Origin of the sequence: Allomuricauda sp. CAU 1633 (assembly GCF_017313225.1) — a bacterium.
In the GTDB taxonomy this organism is placed as follows: domain Bacteria; phylum Bacteroidota; class Bacteroidia; order Flavobacteriales; family Flavobacteriaceae; genus Flagellimonas.
Map to the genome: position 1 here is coordinate 18271 of NZ_JAFLNE010000013.1, position 12768 is coordinate 31038.

The following is a 12768-nucleotide window of genomic DNA, read 5'->3' on the forward strand; positions in this document are numbered from 1 at the left end:
TTAGGTGACCACAATATCATGTTTTTTTAGCAAACCGATCAATCCATTTGTACTGAACTTACTTTTTTTCAAGTGATTAACGGCTGGGTCAATGTTGAAATTCATGGCGGAAGTAAAGTCGGCTTGCTCCAAATCCGTATCATCAAAAGTGGCCTCCTTTAAATCTGAATTAGGAAAGGAACATCCCTTTAACTTTGCTTGTGTGAAATCAACCTGATGCAATTTGCAATCCTCAAAACGGGTTTGGGGGAGTTCCATTCCGTGAAACGAGGCAACAGAGAGATTGCATCCTTCAAAATGGAAAGTAGATAGCAGAGGATTGCTCGTTTCAAACTGTAGCCCTACCATCTTACAGTCCACAAAAATTACATCATTGAAGATGGTATGGGCAATGTTGGTGTTGGTGAAATCGCACCCTTCAAAGGAACATTCCACAAAATTTTGATTGTCCAGAAATCCCTTGGTAAAGGTGCAATCCACAAAACGGCAGTTTTCATAATCACCCTTGGGCAATTTGTGCTTCGTGTAATCCTGTTTTATGAATTCCCTATCGAGCCAAAATGATGCTTCCATTTTCCATTTTTAGACGTTGAATCAGCTTTTGGTAAGATACAAAACTGGACTAAATCTGTTAATAAAAAGATAAAGATTGATTTTATTTGGAACGATCATTCCAGAATGTATATGTTTGTATTGGAACAATCGTTCTAAAACATAAATCTAACATATCTAAAAACAACATGAAAAAACTAGAAGGAAAAGTCGCCATAGTAACCGGTGCAACAAGCGGAATGGGTCTTGAAACGGCCAAATTATATCTTGAAGAAGGAGCCAAAGTAGTGCTTACTGGTAGGAGCCAAGAAAAATTGGATGCTCTAAAAGGAGAGCTTCAAGGTGACTATCTTTTGGTAAAAGCAGAGGCTTCCAGCTCGGAAGATAGTGCAACTTTAATAGCCAAAACGGTTGACGCCTTTGGAAAGATTGACATTCTTTTCTTGAATGCAGGTATTTTTCGTTTAGAGCCTATTGAAAAGCTCACAGAAGCTGTTTTTGATGAGGTTTACGAAATCAATGTAAAGGGACCTCTTTTTACCGTTAAAGCGGCCTATGATGATTTCAATGAAGGAGCCAGTATCATTTTTAACACATCAATTGTCAATATAAAAGGCTTCGCTTGGTTGTCTGCTTATGCATCCAGTAAGGCTGCGTTACGTTCCTTGGTACGTACCTTGGCCGCTGAGTTTGGTCCTAAGGGAATCCGGGTAAATGCCATTGCTCCGGGGCCTATTGAGACGCCTATTTACGACAAACACAACATGCCCAAAGAGGACTTTGAGCAGATGGCATCTGCATTTCCATCCATGGTTTCCTTGGGGCGCTATGGAAATGCCTCGGAGGTAGCCACAACGGCATTGTTTTTGGCTTCTTCAGATAGTAGCTTCATCACTGGTGCTGAAATACCTGTAGATGGTGGCTTGGCCCAAGTGTAAATTTTTTTGGATAAATTTGGAACAATTATTCCAAAACAATGCCAAGAACAAAACAGTTTAATGAAGAAGAAATATTGATTAAGGCCATGGAACTCTTTTGGGAGAAAGGGTTCCATGCCACGTCAATACAGAACTTGGTATCCTGCTTGGGAATCAATAGGGCCAGTTTGTATGATACTTTTGGAGGCAAGGAGGAACTGTTCAGCAAAGTTTTTGAGCGCTATAGAAAAAAGGGGGGAGACAATATTCGGTCAACTTTTGAAAAGGAGAAATCAATCAAAGCCGGATTTTGTAGACTTTTTGAGGAGGCCATAGAAAACGCAGAGGCTGATATGGGCCAAAAAGGATGTTTTGTGGTCAATACCACCACTGAGCTTATTCCCGGGGATGAAACCATTCACAAAGCGTTGCGGGAAAACAAGGAAAATATAGAAAACATCTTTATCTCACAAATAAGAAAAGGAATTGCAAGCGGAGAAATAAATGCTGGGAAAGATGCTGAGAGCATTGGACACATGCTTTTTGCCCTGTTTAGTGGACTGCAAGTAATGGCAAAGGTAGACCCCGACCCAACCAAACTTCGAAAGTTGGTCAAGTCAGGGCTATCTGTTCTCGATTAGTTTTGGAATCACATCCGTTTGTACGCAAACAATACCTCCTCCGAAGAATCCTTGGATTCAATAAGAACCCACATGTTCATTTGGTCTTCGCTCACTTTTTCTATGGTGAAACCTTCAAAATAAGCCTTATTTTTTTCTAGTTTTACAAGTCGGAAATCTACCGTTTCATCCTTTTCTTCCCAGCCTTTGAGACTTTTGTCAAAATGCTTCAGTTGCAAAATGATGGAATTGTCCACCTCCTGAATGTGCCCAACCTCGTAAAAGGATACTTGGTCATCTTTAACCAATCGGAACACAAACATCATGGAACCACCTAGAGGTTCGCTCCAAATTTCTTCGGCCAGACCGCCAAAGGCCTCACCCTGCCATTGACCGGGAATCCAAGAAACATCTTCCAAAGAGGCATTGGGCGAAGTTTGTCCTTCCGACCATTGTAAGGTTTCTTGTGCGGAAATGATTCCCACTTGAAACAGCAATAGGATTCGTACTATTTTCATCGTATCGGTTGTTTCGTATATGACGAATGAAAAGTAGTTAATTGGACAATGCAAATTTTACATTCACTGTGGTCTCCACCTTGATTTTTTCAAAATCGATGTCCAAGGGCTCAGCTTGACCCATATCTGCAGAAACCGCTTTCATTTCCATCATGGGCGCTTGGTTGTATCTTGGGTAATACGGTTGTGAGTTATCCACAATATGAATGGCCAATCCTACTTTTTGTCCAAGAGGCTTGGTAAGGGCATCGGCCTTTTGTTTGGCTTTTTTTATAGCTCTGGATTTCAATTCCAATTCCAATTCATCCATTTTGGAATATTCGGTTTTTTCCAAAAAGGCATTGGCAATGTCCAGTTGCTCCAGAGCTACCATGACTTCAGCAGCCTGTTTTCCGGTGTAGACCAAGAGAGAATACTGCTTGCTTTTGAGTACTTCTTTTCCTCGGAGAAAATACTTTTCAAAATTGCTGCTAAGGTCTTTGATCACTAATTGTTTGTCCAAATCGATTCCCAAAGCTTTGAGTCGTTGTGCCATCTTGTTTTCCTGTTCCTCAACAGAAACCCGACCTTTTGAATCCTTTTCTTGAATGGTGATGTTGAGGTAAATTTTATCTGGGGTCACCAAGGTGTCCACTTGGGCTTGGGTTTCAAGGTATGGGACATCCAAAAAGCTTTTGGATTGCGCAAAAGTGGCCGTTGAAATTAAAAGCGTGAGTATGGGAATAAGTACTTTTTTCATGATTTTATTTTTTGATTAAAGGTAAATACTTCCCCCTCACAAGCAAAACCTGTGCCGTTTTATTTGTAGGAAAAGTAGAAGCATTCAAAAACCGATGGGTTCTTCAATTTTTGAGTACATTGTATGGATGAAATTTGTTTTGGCTCCTGATAAATATAAAGGTTCGTTGACCGGACATGAGTTCTGCGATGCGGTGGAAAGTGGCATTAAAAAAGTTTTTCCCGAAGCAGAAATACTCAAAAGACCCTTGGCCGATGGTGGTGATGGTACCATAGAAGTAGTGGCCCATTACCTTAATGCTCATTCCGTTTCTTTGGAGGTAACCGACCCGCTATTCCGAAAAATAAAGGCGGATTATCTGCTTTCCAATGATAAGAAAACTGCTTTTATTGAAATGTCCGAAGCCTCTGGATACAAAGTATTGACCAAGGCAGAGATGAACTGCATGCACACCACCTCTTTGGGAACGGGCGAGCTAATTCTGGATGCTTTGGAGAAAGGTGCAAAGCATATTGTTTTGGGCATAGGAGGCAGTGCCACCAATGAAGGGGGCATGGGAATGGCAATGGCCTTGGGCTACGAGTTTTTGAATAAAGAAGGTTCCTCTTTGGAACCGGTTGGAAAGAATTTAGCACTTGTGGAAGAAATCCGAACGGACGGGGTGCATGAAAAGTTGGAGGGAGCTATAATTCAAGTAGCCTGTGATGTTAATAATCCACTGTATGGGGAAAATGGTGCGGCCAAGATATATGGCCCCCAAAAAGGCGCATCACCAGAGGAAGTGGAACTATTGGATAAGGGGCTGGAGCACTTCGCTCAAATTATTCAATCCACTTTTGGGATTGATGTACAGCAAATTCCGGGTGCTGGAGCGGCTGGCGGCATGGGCGCCGGAGCGGTAGTGTTTTTAGACGCAAAATTGACTTCTGGAGTGGATTTGGTAATGCAGTTGGCCAATTTCGATGAAGCTCTGGCCAATACGGATTGGATCATTACCGGAGAAGGGCAATTGGATGGGCAGACCTTTTCTGGAAAAACGATTGCGGGTGTAATTCAATCAGCCAAAAAGAAGGGGGTTCCTATTGCTGCTTTTTGTGGCTCGGTGAGCGTATCCATTGCCGAAATGCAGCAAATGGGATTGGATTATGCAGTTTCCATCCTAAACCAAGTAGGAAATCTGGACGACGCCAAGGCCAAAAGTTTTGAAAACTTGGAATTGGCCAGCTATAATTTTGCCCATTTGTTGAAGCAAAGTAAAGCCTAGCACTTCAATTGGTCATCAATTAGATGATCCTCTTTTTAGCTTAAATTCCAATGAAGTTTTTACAGTTTTCCACTCGCTGTCCAAAATGGAAAATAGAACGGTATCCCTAAGATTACCCTGTGCATCAATTCTATGATTTCTAATTATTCCCTCTTGTTTAGCGCCCAAACGCAATATAGCATTTCGAGAAGGAAAGTTGTGGTAATGGGTTCGAAACTCCACCGCAATGCAGTTCAATGTCTCAAAGGCATGTTTTAGTAAAAGGTTTTTGCATTCGGTATTGATTCCGGTTCGTTGTACGCGCTGCGCATACCAGGTTGACCCAATTTCCACCCTTCTGTTCTTGGAATCGACATTCATATAACGTGTGCTGCCTACAATTTTGCCGGTTTTTTTATCAATCACCGTAAAGGGCAAAGCAAGACCAGCTTGCTGATCCAAAAGTGCAGTATCCATATAGGCATCCATGTTTGGAGGCGATGGAACGGTGGTGTACCAAAGTTCCCAAAGGTTGCCATCTGAAGCGGCGAAGACCAAATCAACTTTGTGGGATTTCTGCATCGGCTCCAGTCGAACTAGATCTCCTTCAAGGACAATGGGTTGCAACCAAGGTTTCATAGGATGGGATTTAGGGTTCAAATATAGTTGTAAATGGCTCGATTTGGGCAACAAAAAAAGCCGGGATTTCTCCCGACCCTCCAATCAATCAAAAAACGAACTTTGATTGAATTGTTTTGATGTTATGGTGATGCTGTAAACTCTTCGATGATAAAGAAATCCTTGTTTTTGTCTTTGATGTAGTACATATCATCTAAAACATTGTATCGCATTTTTCGATCATCTACTCTTATTTCAAAACCTTCAGCGGTAGGTGACATTTCAAAGGCGCTTTTATTGGAACCTTTGTACTTTAACGTCGTGTAACTGTCATAGGCATCGTCCGAATCATGGTCAATTGCAATTAATTTTGTGACAAATGCAGGTACTGATTTTCGGTCTTGATTGACCATTCCTTTATCTTTTTTGTTCAGTTCTACGGCATAGTTTCTATGCTCCATAACTTTTACGCTGAACTCTTTTTCTTTTCCATTTTCAGATACGGTATACGTTTTGAGTTCTTGGGTAGCTTTCATGACCCCGTCTTGTCCGTATCCTATAAATGCGGTGAGGGTCAAAAATGAAAATAATGTCAATATAGTTTTCATAGTATGCTTTTTAAGATTCATAAATTGTTTTGTAGTTGGATTGTTTCCTATTTTAGGTAGGAGGTGAACATCCAATGTCTTTTTTCCAGTTCTGTGATGAAATCGGTCAACATCTTCTCAGTAGCCACATCACCTGTATCCAATGCGGCATTTACACCGTCCAAAAGACTGTCGTGGATAATCTCATAATCCTTGAGGACTTCCCGAATCATTTCAAGGGCGGACATATTCTTTTCCTGCTCCTTAATTTTGGAAAGCTCTAAGGTCCTCTTTAATGAGAAGTTACTCTTTACACCGAAAACGCGAATGCGTTCGGCCACGATATCAATGTTTTCCTTTACGGTATTGTATTCTTTCTCAAACTCTTCGTGAAGCTCAAAAAATTCAGGTCCTTCTATGTTCCAGTGAAAGTTTCTGAGCTTATTGTAGAAAACCTGATAGTTGGCCAATATGGTGTTAAGGCTCACCACTATTTCTGCCGTTTCCAAATAGGTAAATCCAATTTTTTTAAAAGTTTTATTCTTTGCCTTTACAGCTTCCATCTATCTTATTTTTTTGTTCAATTCCAATATACCTATCCTAAAAGGGAGGGATTGATTCGTTTGATGGAAATATTGATGCAATTCAGTTTTGAGGGGGAATTCAGCCTAAAATCCGCCAAAATAGAAGCTTTTAACACATTTGGGAGGATGTATCATCCGCACTTTGTACAATGAACTTGTTATTTAGGGAAAGATACATGTCCGAGGAAATATCGGTAACATATTCTTTAGCACTATTAAAAACCTTTTGCGCGTCTTGATTTTTGGTGTCGTATTCCTGAATATAAATGATGTCCTCAATGTCGTACATCTGTTTGCCAAGACTAAATCGTTTAACTACTGTGTATTTGTTAATGCTTCGGATGGGCATAGATTTATGGGTTTTTTCACTAAGACACTTTTAAAAAAGTTAAGTCACACATGATGTGTTCGTAGGTAGAAATATGATTGGAATTTGCGGATTGGGACTATTTAATACCTTTATAATAACCGTAGAAAATCACTGTGGATGGTAACAACCATCATCTTCCAATGAAAACCAAGAACTTTTTAGGAATACTCACAATCATTGCCAGCCTGCTTGCTGTGTTGATTCATTGGCGGGAATATTCTTCCCGGGATCAGATACCCCTCTGGTCTGTATTTGCATGGCAATTGGTCATTTGGATGGTCTGGGTGCTTGGTTTTTGGGCCTTGAAGGTGGTGAGCAAGAGGACACTTTTCAAAAAGTACGGTAAATGGATGGGATTTTTTGTGGGGCTGACATGGATTGCCTGTCATTTTGGATGGTTTTTTATGGTAAGCTCAAACTTTAGCCCCTACTTGGATTTTCCCGAATCTAGATTTGGGGTGTATCGCTACTTCTTTATTTTTTGGACGCTGATAGATTTTGGATTGCTTTGGTTTGTAATCGATAAATTGTGGTCAAGACAGGAGCCTAGGGATGAGCCTGAAAATCCTATTGTGTTGGAGCTCACCCGAGGCGGCAAGACGTATTTTGTTGAACCCCAACAGATACATTCCCTGACTTCGGAAAACTATTACACTAAAATTTCTACTACGTTGGGCGATTTTATGATGCGAAAGCCACTCAAAGAATTTCATGATTTTTTGCCTACCGAAATGTTTCGAAAAATTCATCGGTCAACCATTGTGAACGTAGATTTTGTTTCCGAGCTGGCAGGAAATACATCACAAGGATTTGAACTGACTTTAAAGAATGGCAGTACCCATAAAGTAAGCCGTAGCTTTTCGAAGGAGGTTTTGCGCTTCCTCAAGGAAAGGGCACGGTAGCACCGTTCACTATCAAAATTCTTACCATTCGCTGCAAAGCCTATCCGACCTCACTTTTATTGGATAGCTTAGAATTCCAATCCCCAATGGGGTAAAGAAATCAAAAAACGAAATCATGAATAACACGTTGAACAGAAGAAATTTTCTGCAATTGACCGCATCGGCAAGTGGTGCTTTGGTATTGGGATTGCATTTTCAATCCTGTATGCCCAATGAACCTGCGGTTAATTATCCACTATTACCTCTCATAGAAATCGATACCGAAGGTTGGGTGACCCTTATCGCTAAAAACCCCGAAATAGGACAAGGTATCAAAACAGCTTTACCTATGATTCTGGCTGAGGAATTGGGAGCGGATTGGAACAAGGTAAAAGTGGTGCAAGGCGATTACAACAAAATGTATGACGAACAATGGGCCGGTGGCAGCTATGCTGTGATTTTAAATTGGGATATGATGCGCACTGCCGGAGCCAAGGTCAGAAGCGTTCTTATCGATGTTGCTGCCAATCGGATGCAAAAACCCGCGGTTGAATGCAAAACACAAGATGGCAAGGTAATCCATATAGAAACAGGAAATAGCATTCCGTTTGGGGAGTTGGTGGCAGAAGCTTCGCAAATGGAGCTACCCGAAGAGGTGACCTTCAAGCCTTCAGATGCCAACACCATTGTGGGTCAAAGCCTTCCTCATGTGGATTCGAAGGAAGTGGTGGATGGGAGTGCTAAATTTTCCATCGATATTAAACTTCCGGGAATGGTATATGCCACAGTGGCAAAAAACCCTGTACATGAGGGTAGTGTTGAAAGTTTTGACGATACCGCAACTAGGGCCATGGAAGGGGTCGTGGATGTGATAGCGTTGCATAATGCAGAGTACGGAGGGAGGTTGTTGGGCCCCAACAGTCCCAATTTTGTGAATGGAGTGGCCGTTATTGCCCGTACCACTTGGACAGCATTCAAAGCTGCGGAAAAATTGAACATAAAATGGGACAATTCCCATTCCAGAAATGAAAACACCGAAGACCTTTTGACTAGGTTTAGAGAACAACTGGGCGATACCACCATGGTACGCAAGGATGGAGATTTTGATACCGCAAAAAAAAATGCTGCCACAATTTTTGAACAAACCTATGAACTCCCTTTTTTGGCCCATGTGACCATGGAACCCATGAACTGTACCGTGAATTTTAGGGAAGATAGCTGTGAAGTTTGGGCACCTACTCAAAACCCTGAAGCGCTGGAGCAGGGGTTAATTAAACTTTTTGGATTAAAACCGGAACAAATTAAAATTCATCTGCCGCGTATTGGTGGTGGATTTGGTAGAAGATACTACGTGGATTATGCCATGGATGCCGCTGTGCTTTCAAAAAAAATGGGAAAACCTGTGAAACTGACTTGGACAAGGGAGGAAGACATTAAACACGATTGGTATCGTCCGGCAAGTGTCCAAAAATTGACCGCGGCTATGGATGGAAATGGAAAAGTAGTGGGATGGCAACATATTTTGGCCAATGCTTCAAGAGTCACATCTTTGGGCAGGGAGGGAGACGCCGCCGGAACCGAAATTGATGAATATGAATTTCCTGCCGGATTTGTCACTGATCTTCAATTTGAATACGGCCATGTATTGAGCGATGTTCCACTGGGCCAGTGGCGTGCGGTTGCCCAATCGGCCAACGTATTTGCAACACAAAGTTTTTTAAATGAGCTGGCCATTTTGAATCAAAAAGACCCCATTGATTATTTTCTGGATTTTGTAGGTCCAGCTCGTATGGTGCCTGTAGTTGGAGACTACGAATATGATGCGGGTCGTTTGATTGCGGTAGTGGAGCAAGTCAGAAAGAACAGCAGTTGGGATGAGCCATTGCCCAAAGGCCAAGGTAGGGGTTTTGCTGCGGCCAAGAACTCAGGCTCATTTATTGCCGAAGTGGTTACCGTCGAGGTCACTGGAGACGGAGATTTAAAGATTTTACGTGTGGATGCTGTAGTGGATTGTGGCATTGTGGTCAATCCATCTGGAGCTAAGGCGCAGGTGGTGGGTGGAATCTTGGAAGGGCTATGCGCAGCCCTTTATGGTGAAATTACCATTCGGGATGGCGCTACAGAACAATCCAATTTTCATGATTACCCTTGGATGCGTATGCGAGAAACCCCAGAAATGCATGTGGAATTCATAAAAAATGATTTGGCGCCAAGGGGATTGGGAGAGCCCCCTTTGCCTCCTGCGGCACCTGCCTTGACCAATGCTATTTTTGATGCATCGGGAGTTCGTATCCGAAAGCTTCCCATTCAAAACCAATTGAAAAAGGAGTTCGAATTAAATAACAAATCAATTCAATCAACATAATGAGAAAAAAAATGTCAATTATCTGTGCCCTTGTGGTAAGCTCTATTCTATATAGTCAGGAGGACACTAGGGAGCTATTGGGCATATCGGGAGATGGAGCCTCCGTTAGTGCAGCTTCCAAGATTCTGCATAATGCAGGAGGAAGGGAAGTTTGGTCAAAGAAGACCTTCATTGTTTATGAAAGAGCCTTTCTAAGAAGTGGAAAAATAGCGAACTTGAAGATTACACGGGATTTGGAAAAAATAACCCGATTGATAGAATCCAAGACCGATGACACGGTATATATGGAATATATAGGTGTGGAAAATGGTTGTACCAATAGAAATGGAGAACGGGCAGAAATGGAAAAGTCAGAATTGGAAGTAGAACGTCAAGGGCTCAAACAATCCCCATATTATGTGTACCATCGTTTGGCAAAAGAAGACAGCAATTTAAGGGTTGAATTAACTGAGAACGAAAATAGGTTAAACGTGTATGACCGGGACCAATTGCTATGCTGGTTTTTAATTGACGCCACAGGCCAGCAATATAGTTGGGGCAATATTTATAATGGAGCCATAAATCAGCACTTTTATGGTCCTTACAAGAAAATGGGGGATGCCATTTTGCCGACTTGGGGCTCAGCCATGGATGGAGGATTTAGGTTTGAGTATCTTGTATCGGAGTTTAGGGATGGCCCCGCTGAAATAAGTTGCAACTTGCTATAAGATATAGGGGCACCTATATACAATATGGGACAAAGCCAACTTAGATTTTTTCATACCTTCATGGAATGTCAATGATAAAGTTGGTCAAGTCCATTTATGCTACCGTCCGAAAAACGACCAGAAAAAAGATTTGGGAAATGAACCTGTGGTTATTGATATACGGATTTTCGTTTGCTGCAATTATACTACTGCTTTATTTGATACTGAGGTAAAACCCACCAGTACCAGCAAATAAATCAAGGATTGATATGGGGGACTTGCATTCGTAATATCTATTTCAATATCTTTATAAAATGAAAAAGGGAGCCAGCCGCTGAACTAACTCCCTTTTTGACGGTAATACGAGTGGCCGTACTCTAATGAGAAGCCGCATACCACAAGTCAACATATCTGTTTGTGCGTTTCCCGTCTGTTCCGCTAGTGATGCGGAATCGGTATTTTAATTGCCCCTAATTTAAGGGGCTTTTTTATTTGATATTGCTTTTGAGTATTCTCAGTGTGTAGATATTATAATTAAATACAAATTTAAGTTTAACTTATTTAAACTAAATATAAATTAATAGGTACGGTTATTTTTTGACTTTTCTTTTTACCCATACTAAGGGTATGGGAACTATATATCACTTTACACAGGACCAAAAACTGAGCGCAGATGAAAGGGAAGGTTAATCTTTATTTTGTGCTTTGGGTCGTAATGGTGGTTCTGTATCTGCACCTTTTATGGATTTTGGTTGGGACAAAGAATCTCTACAAGCGTCAAGTTCAGATTTTAGAATGTCGTATTGAGACCTTAACTCACGATAATCATAGTTCTGATAGATATTAATGCCGCCAAGAGCAACGGAAACAACAATTGCAATCCATTTAGCGTAGTCCCGTTTAGGTTTTAAACTGTTCAGGTAGTCCTTAACGCTTTTATGGATCTCTCCCTTTTCGGTAAGCGTAAATACTTGTTGCCTGCTCCTGATAAGTCCATAATCTGAAACAAGACGGTTCCATGCAGCCTCAACCGTTACCCTATTGGTATCCTCTATCGAATATAGTTCTTCATACGGAACGCTTTTATTCTGCTTAATCATGGAAAAAACTTCCTCTGTAACCTGATCAATATCTTTCATGGACAAAAAAGTATAAAAATAGACGTTTTTTACACTAAAATATTTGCAAATAGTGTAATTAAGTTCTATATTTGATATATCAAATCATACAACGATGATCAACAGGGACTTCAATTCAATCTTAGAACTAATCCAAGCCTTTCCAGACGAGCAGTCATGCATTGACCACTTGGAAGAACTTAGATGGAACGGCAACGTTGTAAGTCCTTTTGACCCATCATCAAAAGTGTACGATTGTAAGGGGAACAGATATAAATGTAAGAATACTGGTAAATATTTCAACGTAAAGACCAACACAATCTTCGATAACACCAAATTGCCCCTTCAAAAATGGTTCTTGGCTATTTGGTTGGTGACTTCCCACAAGAAAGGTATCTCTAGCCTACAATTGGGCCGTGACCTTAATATTACACAGAAAAGCGCATGGTTCATGCTTTCAAGAATACGTCAATGCTTTGGACTTGACAATGACCAAATGCAAGGGGAGATTGAGGCTGATGAAACCTACGTTGGTGGCAAAGAGGGGAATAAGCACGCTGATAAGAGGATAAAGAACGCACAGGGCGGTGTTGGCAAGGCTGCCGTACTTGGTATGGTACAAAGGGGCGGTAACGTTTCAGCTAAAAAGGTCGATGATGTTTCAATGGAAACATTGTCTAGGGAGATTTTAGCCAACGTTAAAGAGGGAGCAAAACTTTATACCGATGATTTCACCTCTTATAAGAGACTTAAAAGGGTCTATGACCACAAGTTTGTTAAGCACAGTAAGAGCCAGTATGTAAAGGGACGTGTACACACCAACACGATAGAAAGCTTTTGGGCACTTCTAAAGCGCGGAATTTTTGGCATTTACCATTTTACCTCTAAAAAGCATTTACAGCTTTATGTTGATGAATTTTGTTTTAGATACAATACTAGGGAAGTAGGTGAATCTGCGAGGTTTAACCTA

General features: G+C 41.2%; 15 protein-coding genes. 7 read left to right on the forward strand and 8 right to left on the reverse strand.

Annotated elements, in window-relative coordinates; translation table 11 throughout:
* Nucleotides 1-573, reverse strand: coding sequence for a pentapeptide repeat-containing protein (locus tag J0X14_RS18810; RefSeq protein WP_207099374.1), 573 nt, complete (start codon nucleotides 571-573; stop codon nucleotides 1-3).
* Nucleotides 574-740: 167 nt separating this feature from the next.
* Between J0X14_RS18810 and J0X14_RS18815 the strand changes: the two genes are divergently transcribed.
* Nucleotides 741-1490 (forward strand): SDR family NAD(P)-dependent oxidoreductase, encoded by a 750-nt coding sequence (locus tag J0X14_RS18815; RefSeq protein WP_207099375.1) that lies wholly within the window; start codon nucleotides 741-743, stop codon nucleotides 1488-1490.
* 38 nt (nucleotides 1491-1528) lie between these two features.
* Nucleotides 1529-2110: a TetR/AcrR family transcriptional regulator gene (locus J0X14_RS18820; RefSeq protein ID WP_207099376.1), complete on the forward strand. Its 582-nt coding sequence runs from the start codon at nucleotides 1529-1531 to the stop codon at nucleotides 2108-2110.
* Nucleotides 2111-2118: 8 nt separating this feature from the next.
* Here J0X14_RS18820 and J0X14_RS18825 read toward each other — a convergent pair whose 3' ends face one another.
* Nucleotides 2119-2607 carry a DUF6265 family protein gene (locus J0X14_RS18825; protein ID WP_207099377.1) on the reverse strand — a complete coding sequence of 163 codons (489 nt, stop codon included), beginning with the start codon at nucleotides 2605-2607 and terminating at the stop codon, nucleotides 2119-2121.
* A 37-nt stretch (nucleotides 2608-2644) separates the two neighbouring features.
* On the reverse strand, nucleotides 2645-3346 hold the full coding sequence (locus J0X14_RS18830) for an SIMPL domain-containing protein (protein WP_207099378.1): 702 nt from the start codon (nucleotides 3344-3346) through the stop codon (nucleotides 2645-2647).
* 94 nt (nucleotides 3347-3440) lie between these two features.
* Here J0X14_RS18830 and J0X14_RS18835 point away from each other — a divergent pair, with 94 nt between their 5' ends.
* Nucleotides 3441-4610, forward strand: coding sequence for a glycerate kinase (locus tag J0X14_RS18835; protein WP_317194467.1), 1170 nt, complete (start codon nucleotides 3441-3443; stop codon nucleotides 4608-4610).
* Nucleotides 4611-4625: 15 nt separating this feature from the next.
* Here J0X14_RS18835 and J0X14_RS18840 read toward each other — a convergent pair whose 3' ends face one another.
* The 4 genes from J0X14_RS18840 to J0X14_RS18855 form a co-directional block, all read right to left on the reverse strand.
* Nucleotides 4626-5228 carry a GNAT family N-acetyltransferase gene (locus J0X14_RS18840; RefSeq protein WP_207099379.1) on the reverse strand — a complete coding sequence of 201 codons (603 nt, stop codon included), beginning with the start codon at nucleotides 5226-5228 and terminating at the stop codon, nucleotides 4626-4628.
* A 122-nt stretch (nucleotides 5229-5350) separates the two neighbouring features.
* Entirely contained in the window at nucleotides 5351-5815 is a 465-nt protein-coding gene (locus tag J0X14_RS18845; protein ID WP_207099380.1) for a hypothetical protein, read from the reverse strand.
* A gap of 47 nt (nucleotides 5816-5862) precedes the next feature.
* Entirely contained in the window at nucleotides 5863-6357 is a 495-nt protein-coding gene (locus tag J0X14_RS18850) for a Dps family protein (RefSeq protein ID WP_207099381.1), read from the reverse strand.
* Between the two features lie 130 nt (nucleotides 6358-6487).
* Nucleotides 6488-6727 carry a hypothetical protein gene (locus J0X14_RS18855; RefSeq protein ID WP_207099382.1) on the reverse strand — a complete coding sequence of 80 codons (240 nt, stop codon included), beginning with the start codon at nucleotides 6725-6727 and terminating at the stop codon, nucleotides 6488-6490.
* 161 nt (nucleotides 6728-6888) lie between these two features.
* On the opposite strand from J0X14_RS18855, the gene J0X14_RS18860 reads away from it, so the two are divergent.
* The 3 genes from J0X14_RS18860 (at nucleotide 6889) to J0X14_RS18870 (ending at nucleotide 10701) form a co-directional block, all read left to right on the forward strand.
* Nucleotides 6889-7650, forward strand: a complete 762-nt coding sequence (locus J0X14_RS18860; protein WP_207099383.1) for a LytTR family DNA-binding domain-containing protein — start codon at nucleotides 6889-6891, stop codon at nucleotides 7648-7650.
* 115 nt (nucleotides 7651-7765) lie between these two features.
* On the forward strand, nucleotides 7766-9994 hold the full coding sequence (locus J0X14_RS18865; RefSeq protein WP_207099384.1) for a xanthine dehydrogenase family protein molybdopterin-binding subunit: 2229 nt from the start codon (nucleotides 7766-7768) through the stop codon (nucleotides 9992-9994).
* Nucleotides 9994-10701 (forward strand): hypothetical protein, encoded by a 708-nt coding sequence (locus tag J0X14_RS18870; RefSeq protein WP_207099385.1) that lies wholly within the window; start codon nucleotides 9994-9996, stop codon nucleotides 10699-10701. The genes J0X14_RS18865 and J0X14_RS18870 overlap by 1 nt, the downstream gene beginning before the upstream one ends.
* A 665-nt stretch (nucleotides 10702-11366) precedes the next feature.
* Here J0X14_RS18870 and J0X14_RS18875 read toward each other — a convergent pair.
* Nucleotides 11367-11780: a hypothetical protein gene (locus J0X14_RS18875; protein ID WP_207099386.1), complete on the reverse strand. Its 414-nt coding sequence runs from the start codon at nucleotides 11778-11780 to the stop codon at nucleotides 11367-11369.
* A gap of 133 nt (nucleotides 11781-11913) precedes the next feature.
* On the opposite strand from J0X14_RS18875, the gene J0X14_RS18880 reads away from it, so the two are divergent.
* Nucleotides 11914-12768 (forward strand): IS1595 family transposase (locus J0X14_RS18880; protein ID WP_207099387.1); only part of this gene is annotated, 855 nt, incomplete at its 3' end.

What these genes read in the sequence shown, in the direction of transcription:
- J0X14_RS18810 (WP_207099374.1), bottom strand. Translation starts at nt 573, where the DNA reads ATGGAAGCATCATTTTGGCTCGATAGGGAATTCATAAAACAGGATTAC.
- J0X14_RS18815 (WP_207099375.1), top strand. Translation starts at nt 741, where the DNA reads ATGAAAAAACTAGAAGGAAAAGTCGCCATAGTAACCGGTGCAACAAGC.
- J0X14_RS18820 (WP_207099376.1), top strand. Translation starts at nt 1,529, where the DNA reads ATGCCAAGAACAAAACAGTTTAATGAAGAAGAAATATTGATTAAGGCC.
- J0X14_RS18825 (WP_207099377.1), bottom strand. Translation starts at nt 2,607, where the DNA reads ATGAAAATAGTACGAATCCTATTGCTGTTTCAAGTGGGAATCATTTCC.
- J0X14_RS18830 (WP_207099378.1), bottom strand. Translation starts at nt 3,346, where the DNA reads ATGAAAAAAGTACTTATTCCCATACTCACGCTTTTAATTTCAACGGCC.
- J0X14_RS18835 (WP_317194467.1), top strand. Translation starts at nt 3,441, where the DNA reads ATGGGTTCTTCAATTTTTGAGTACATTGTATGGATGAAATTTGTTTTG.
- J0X14_RS18840 (WP_207099379.1), bottom strand. Translation starts at nt 5,228, where the DNA reads ATGAAACCTTGGTTGCAACCCATTGTCCTTGAAGGAGATCTAGTTCGA.
- J0X14_RS18845 (WP_207099380.1), bottom strand. Translation starts at nt 5,815, where the DNA reads ATGAAAACTATATTGACATTATTTTCATTTTTGACCCTCACCGCATTT.
- J0X14_RS18850 (WP_207099381.1), bottom strand. Translation starts at nt 6,357, where the DNA reads ATGGAAGCTGTAAAGGCAAAGAATAAAACTTTTAAAAAAATTGGATTT.
- J0X14_RS18855 (WP_207099382.1), bottom strand. Translation starts at nt 6,727, where the DNA reads ATGCCCATCCGAAGCATTAACAAATACACAGTAGTTAAACGATTTAGT.
- J0X14_RS18860 (WP_207099383.1), top strand. Translation starts at nt 6,889, where the DNA reads ATGAAAACCAAGAACTTTTTAGGAATACTCACAATCATTGCCAGCCTG.
- J0X14_RS18865 (WP_207099384.1), top strand. Translation starts at nt 7,766, where the DNA reads ATGAATAACACGTTGAACAGAAGAAATTTTCTGCAATTGACCGCATCG.
- J0X14_RS18870 (WP_207099385.1), top strand. Translation starts at nt 9,994, where the DNA reads ATGAGAAAAAAAATGTCAATTATCTGTGCCCTTGTGGTAAGCTCTATT.
- J0X14_RS18875 (WP_207099386.1), bottom strand. Translation starts at nt 11,780, where the DNA reads ATGATTAAGCAGAATAAAAGCGTTCCGTATGAAGAACTATATTCGATA.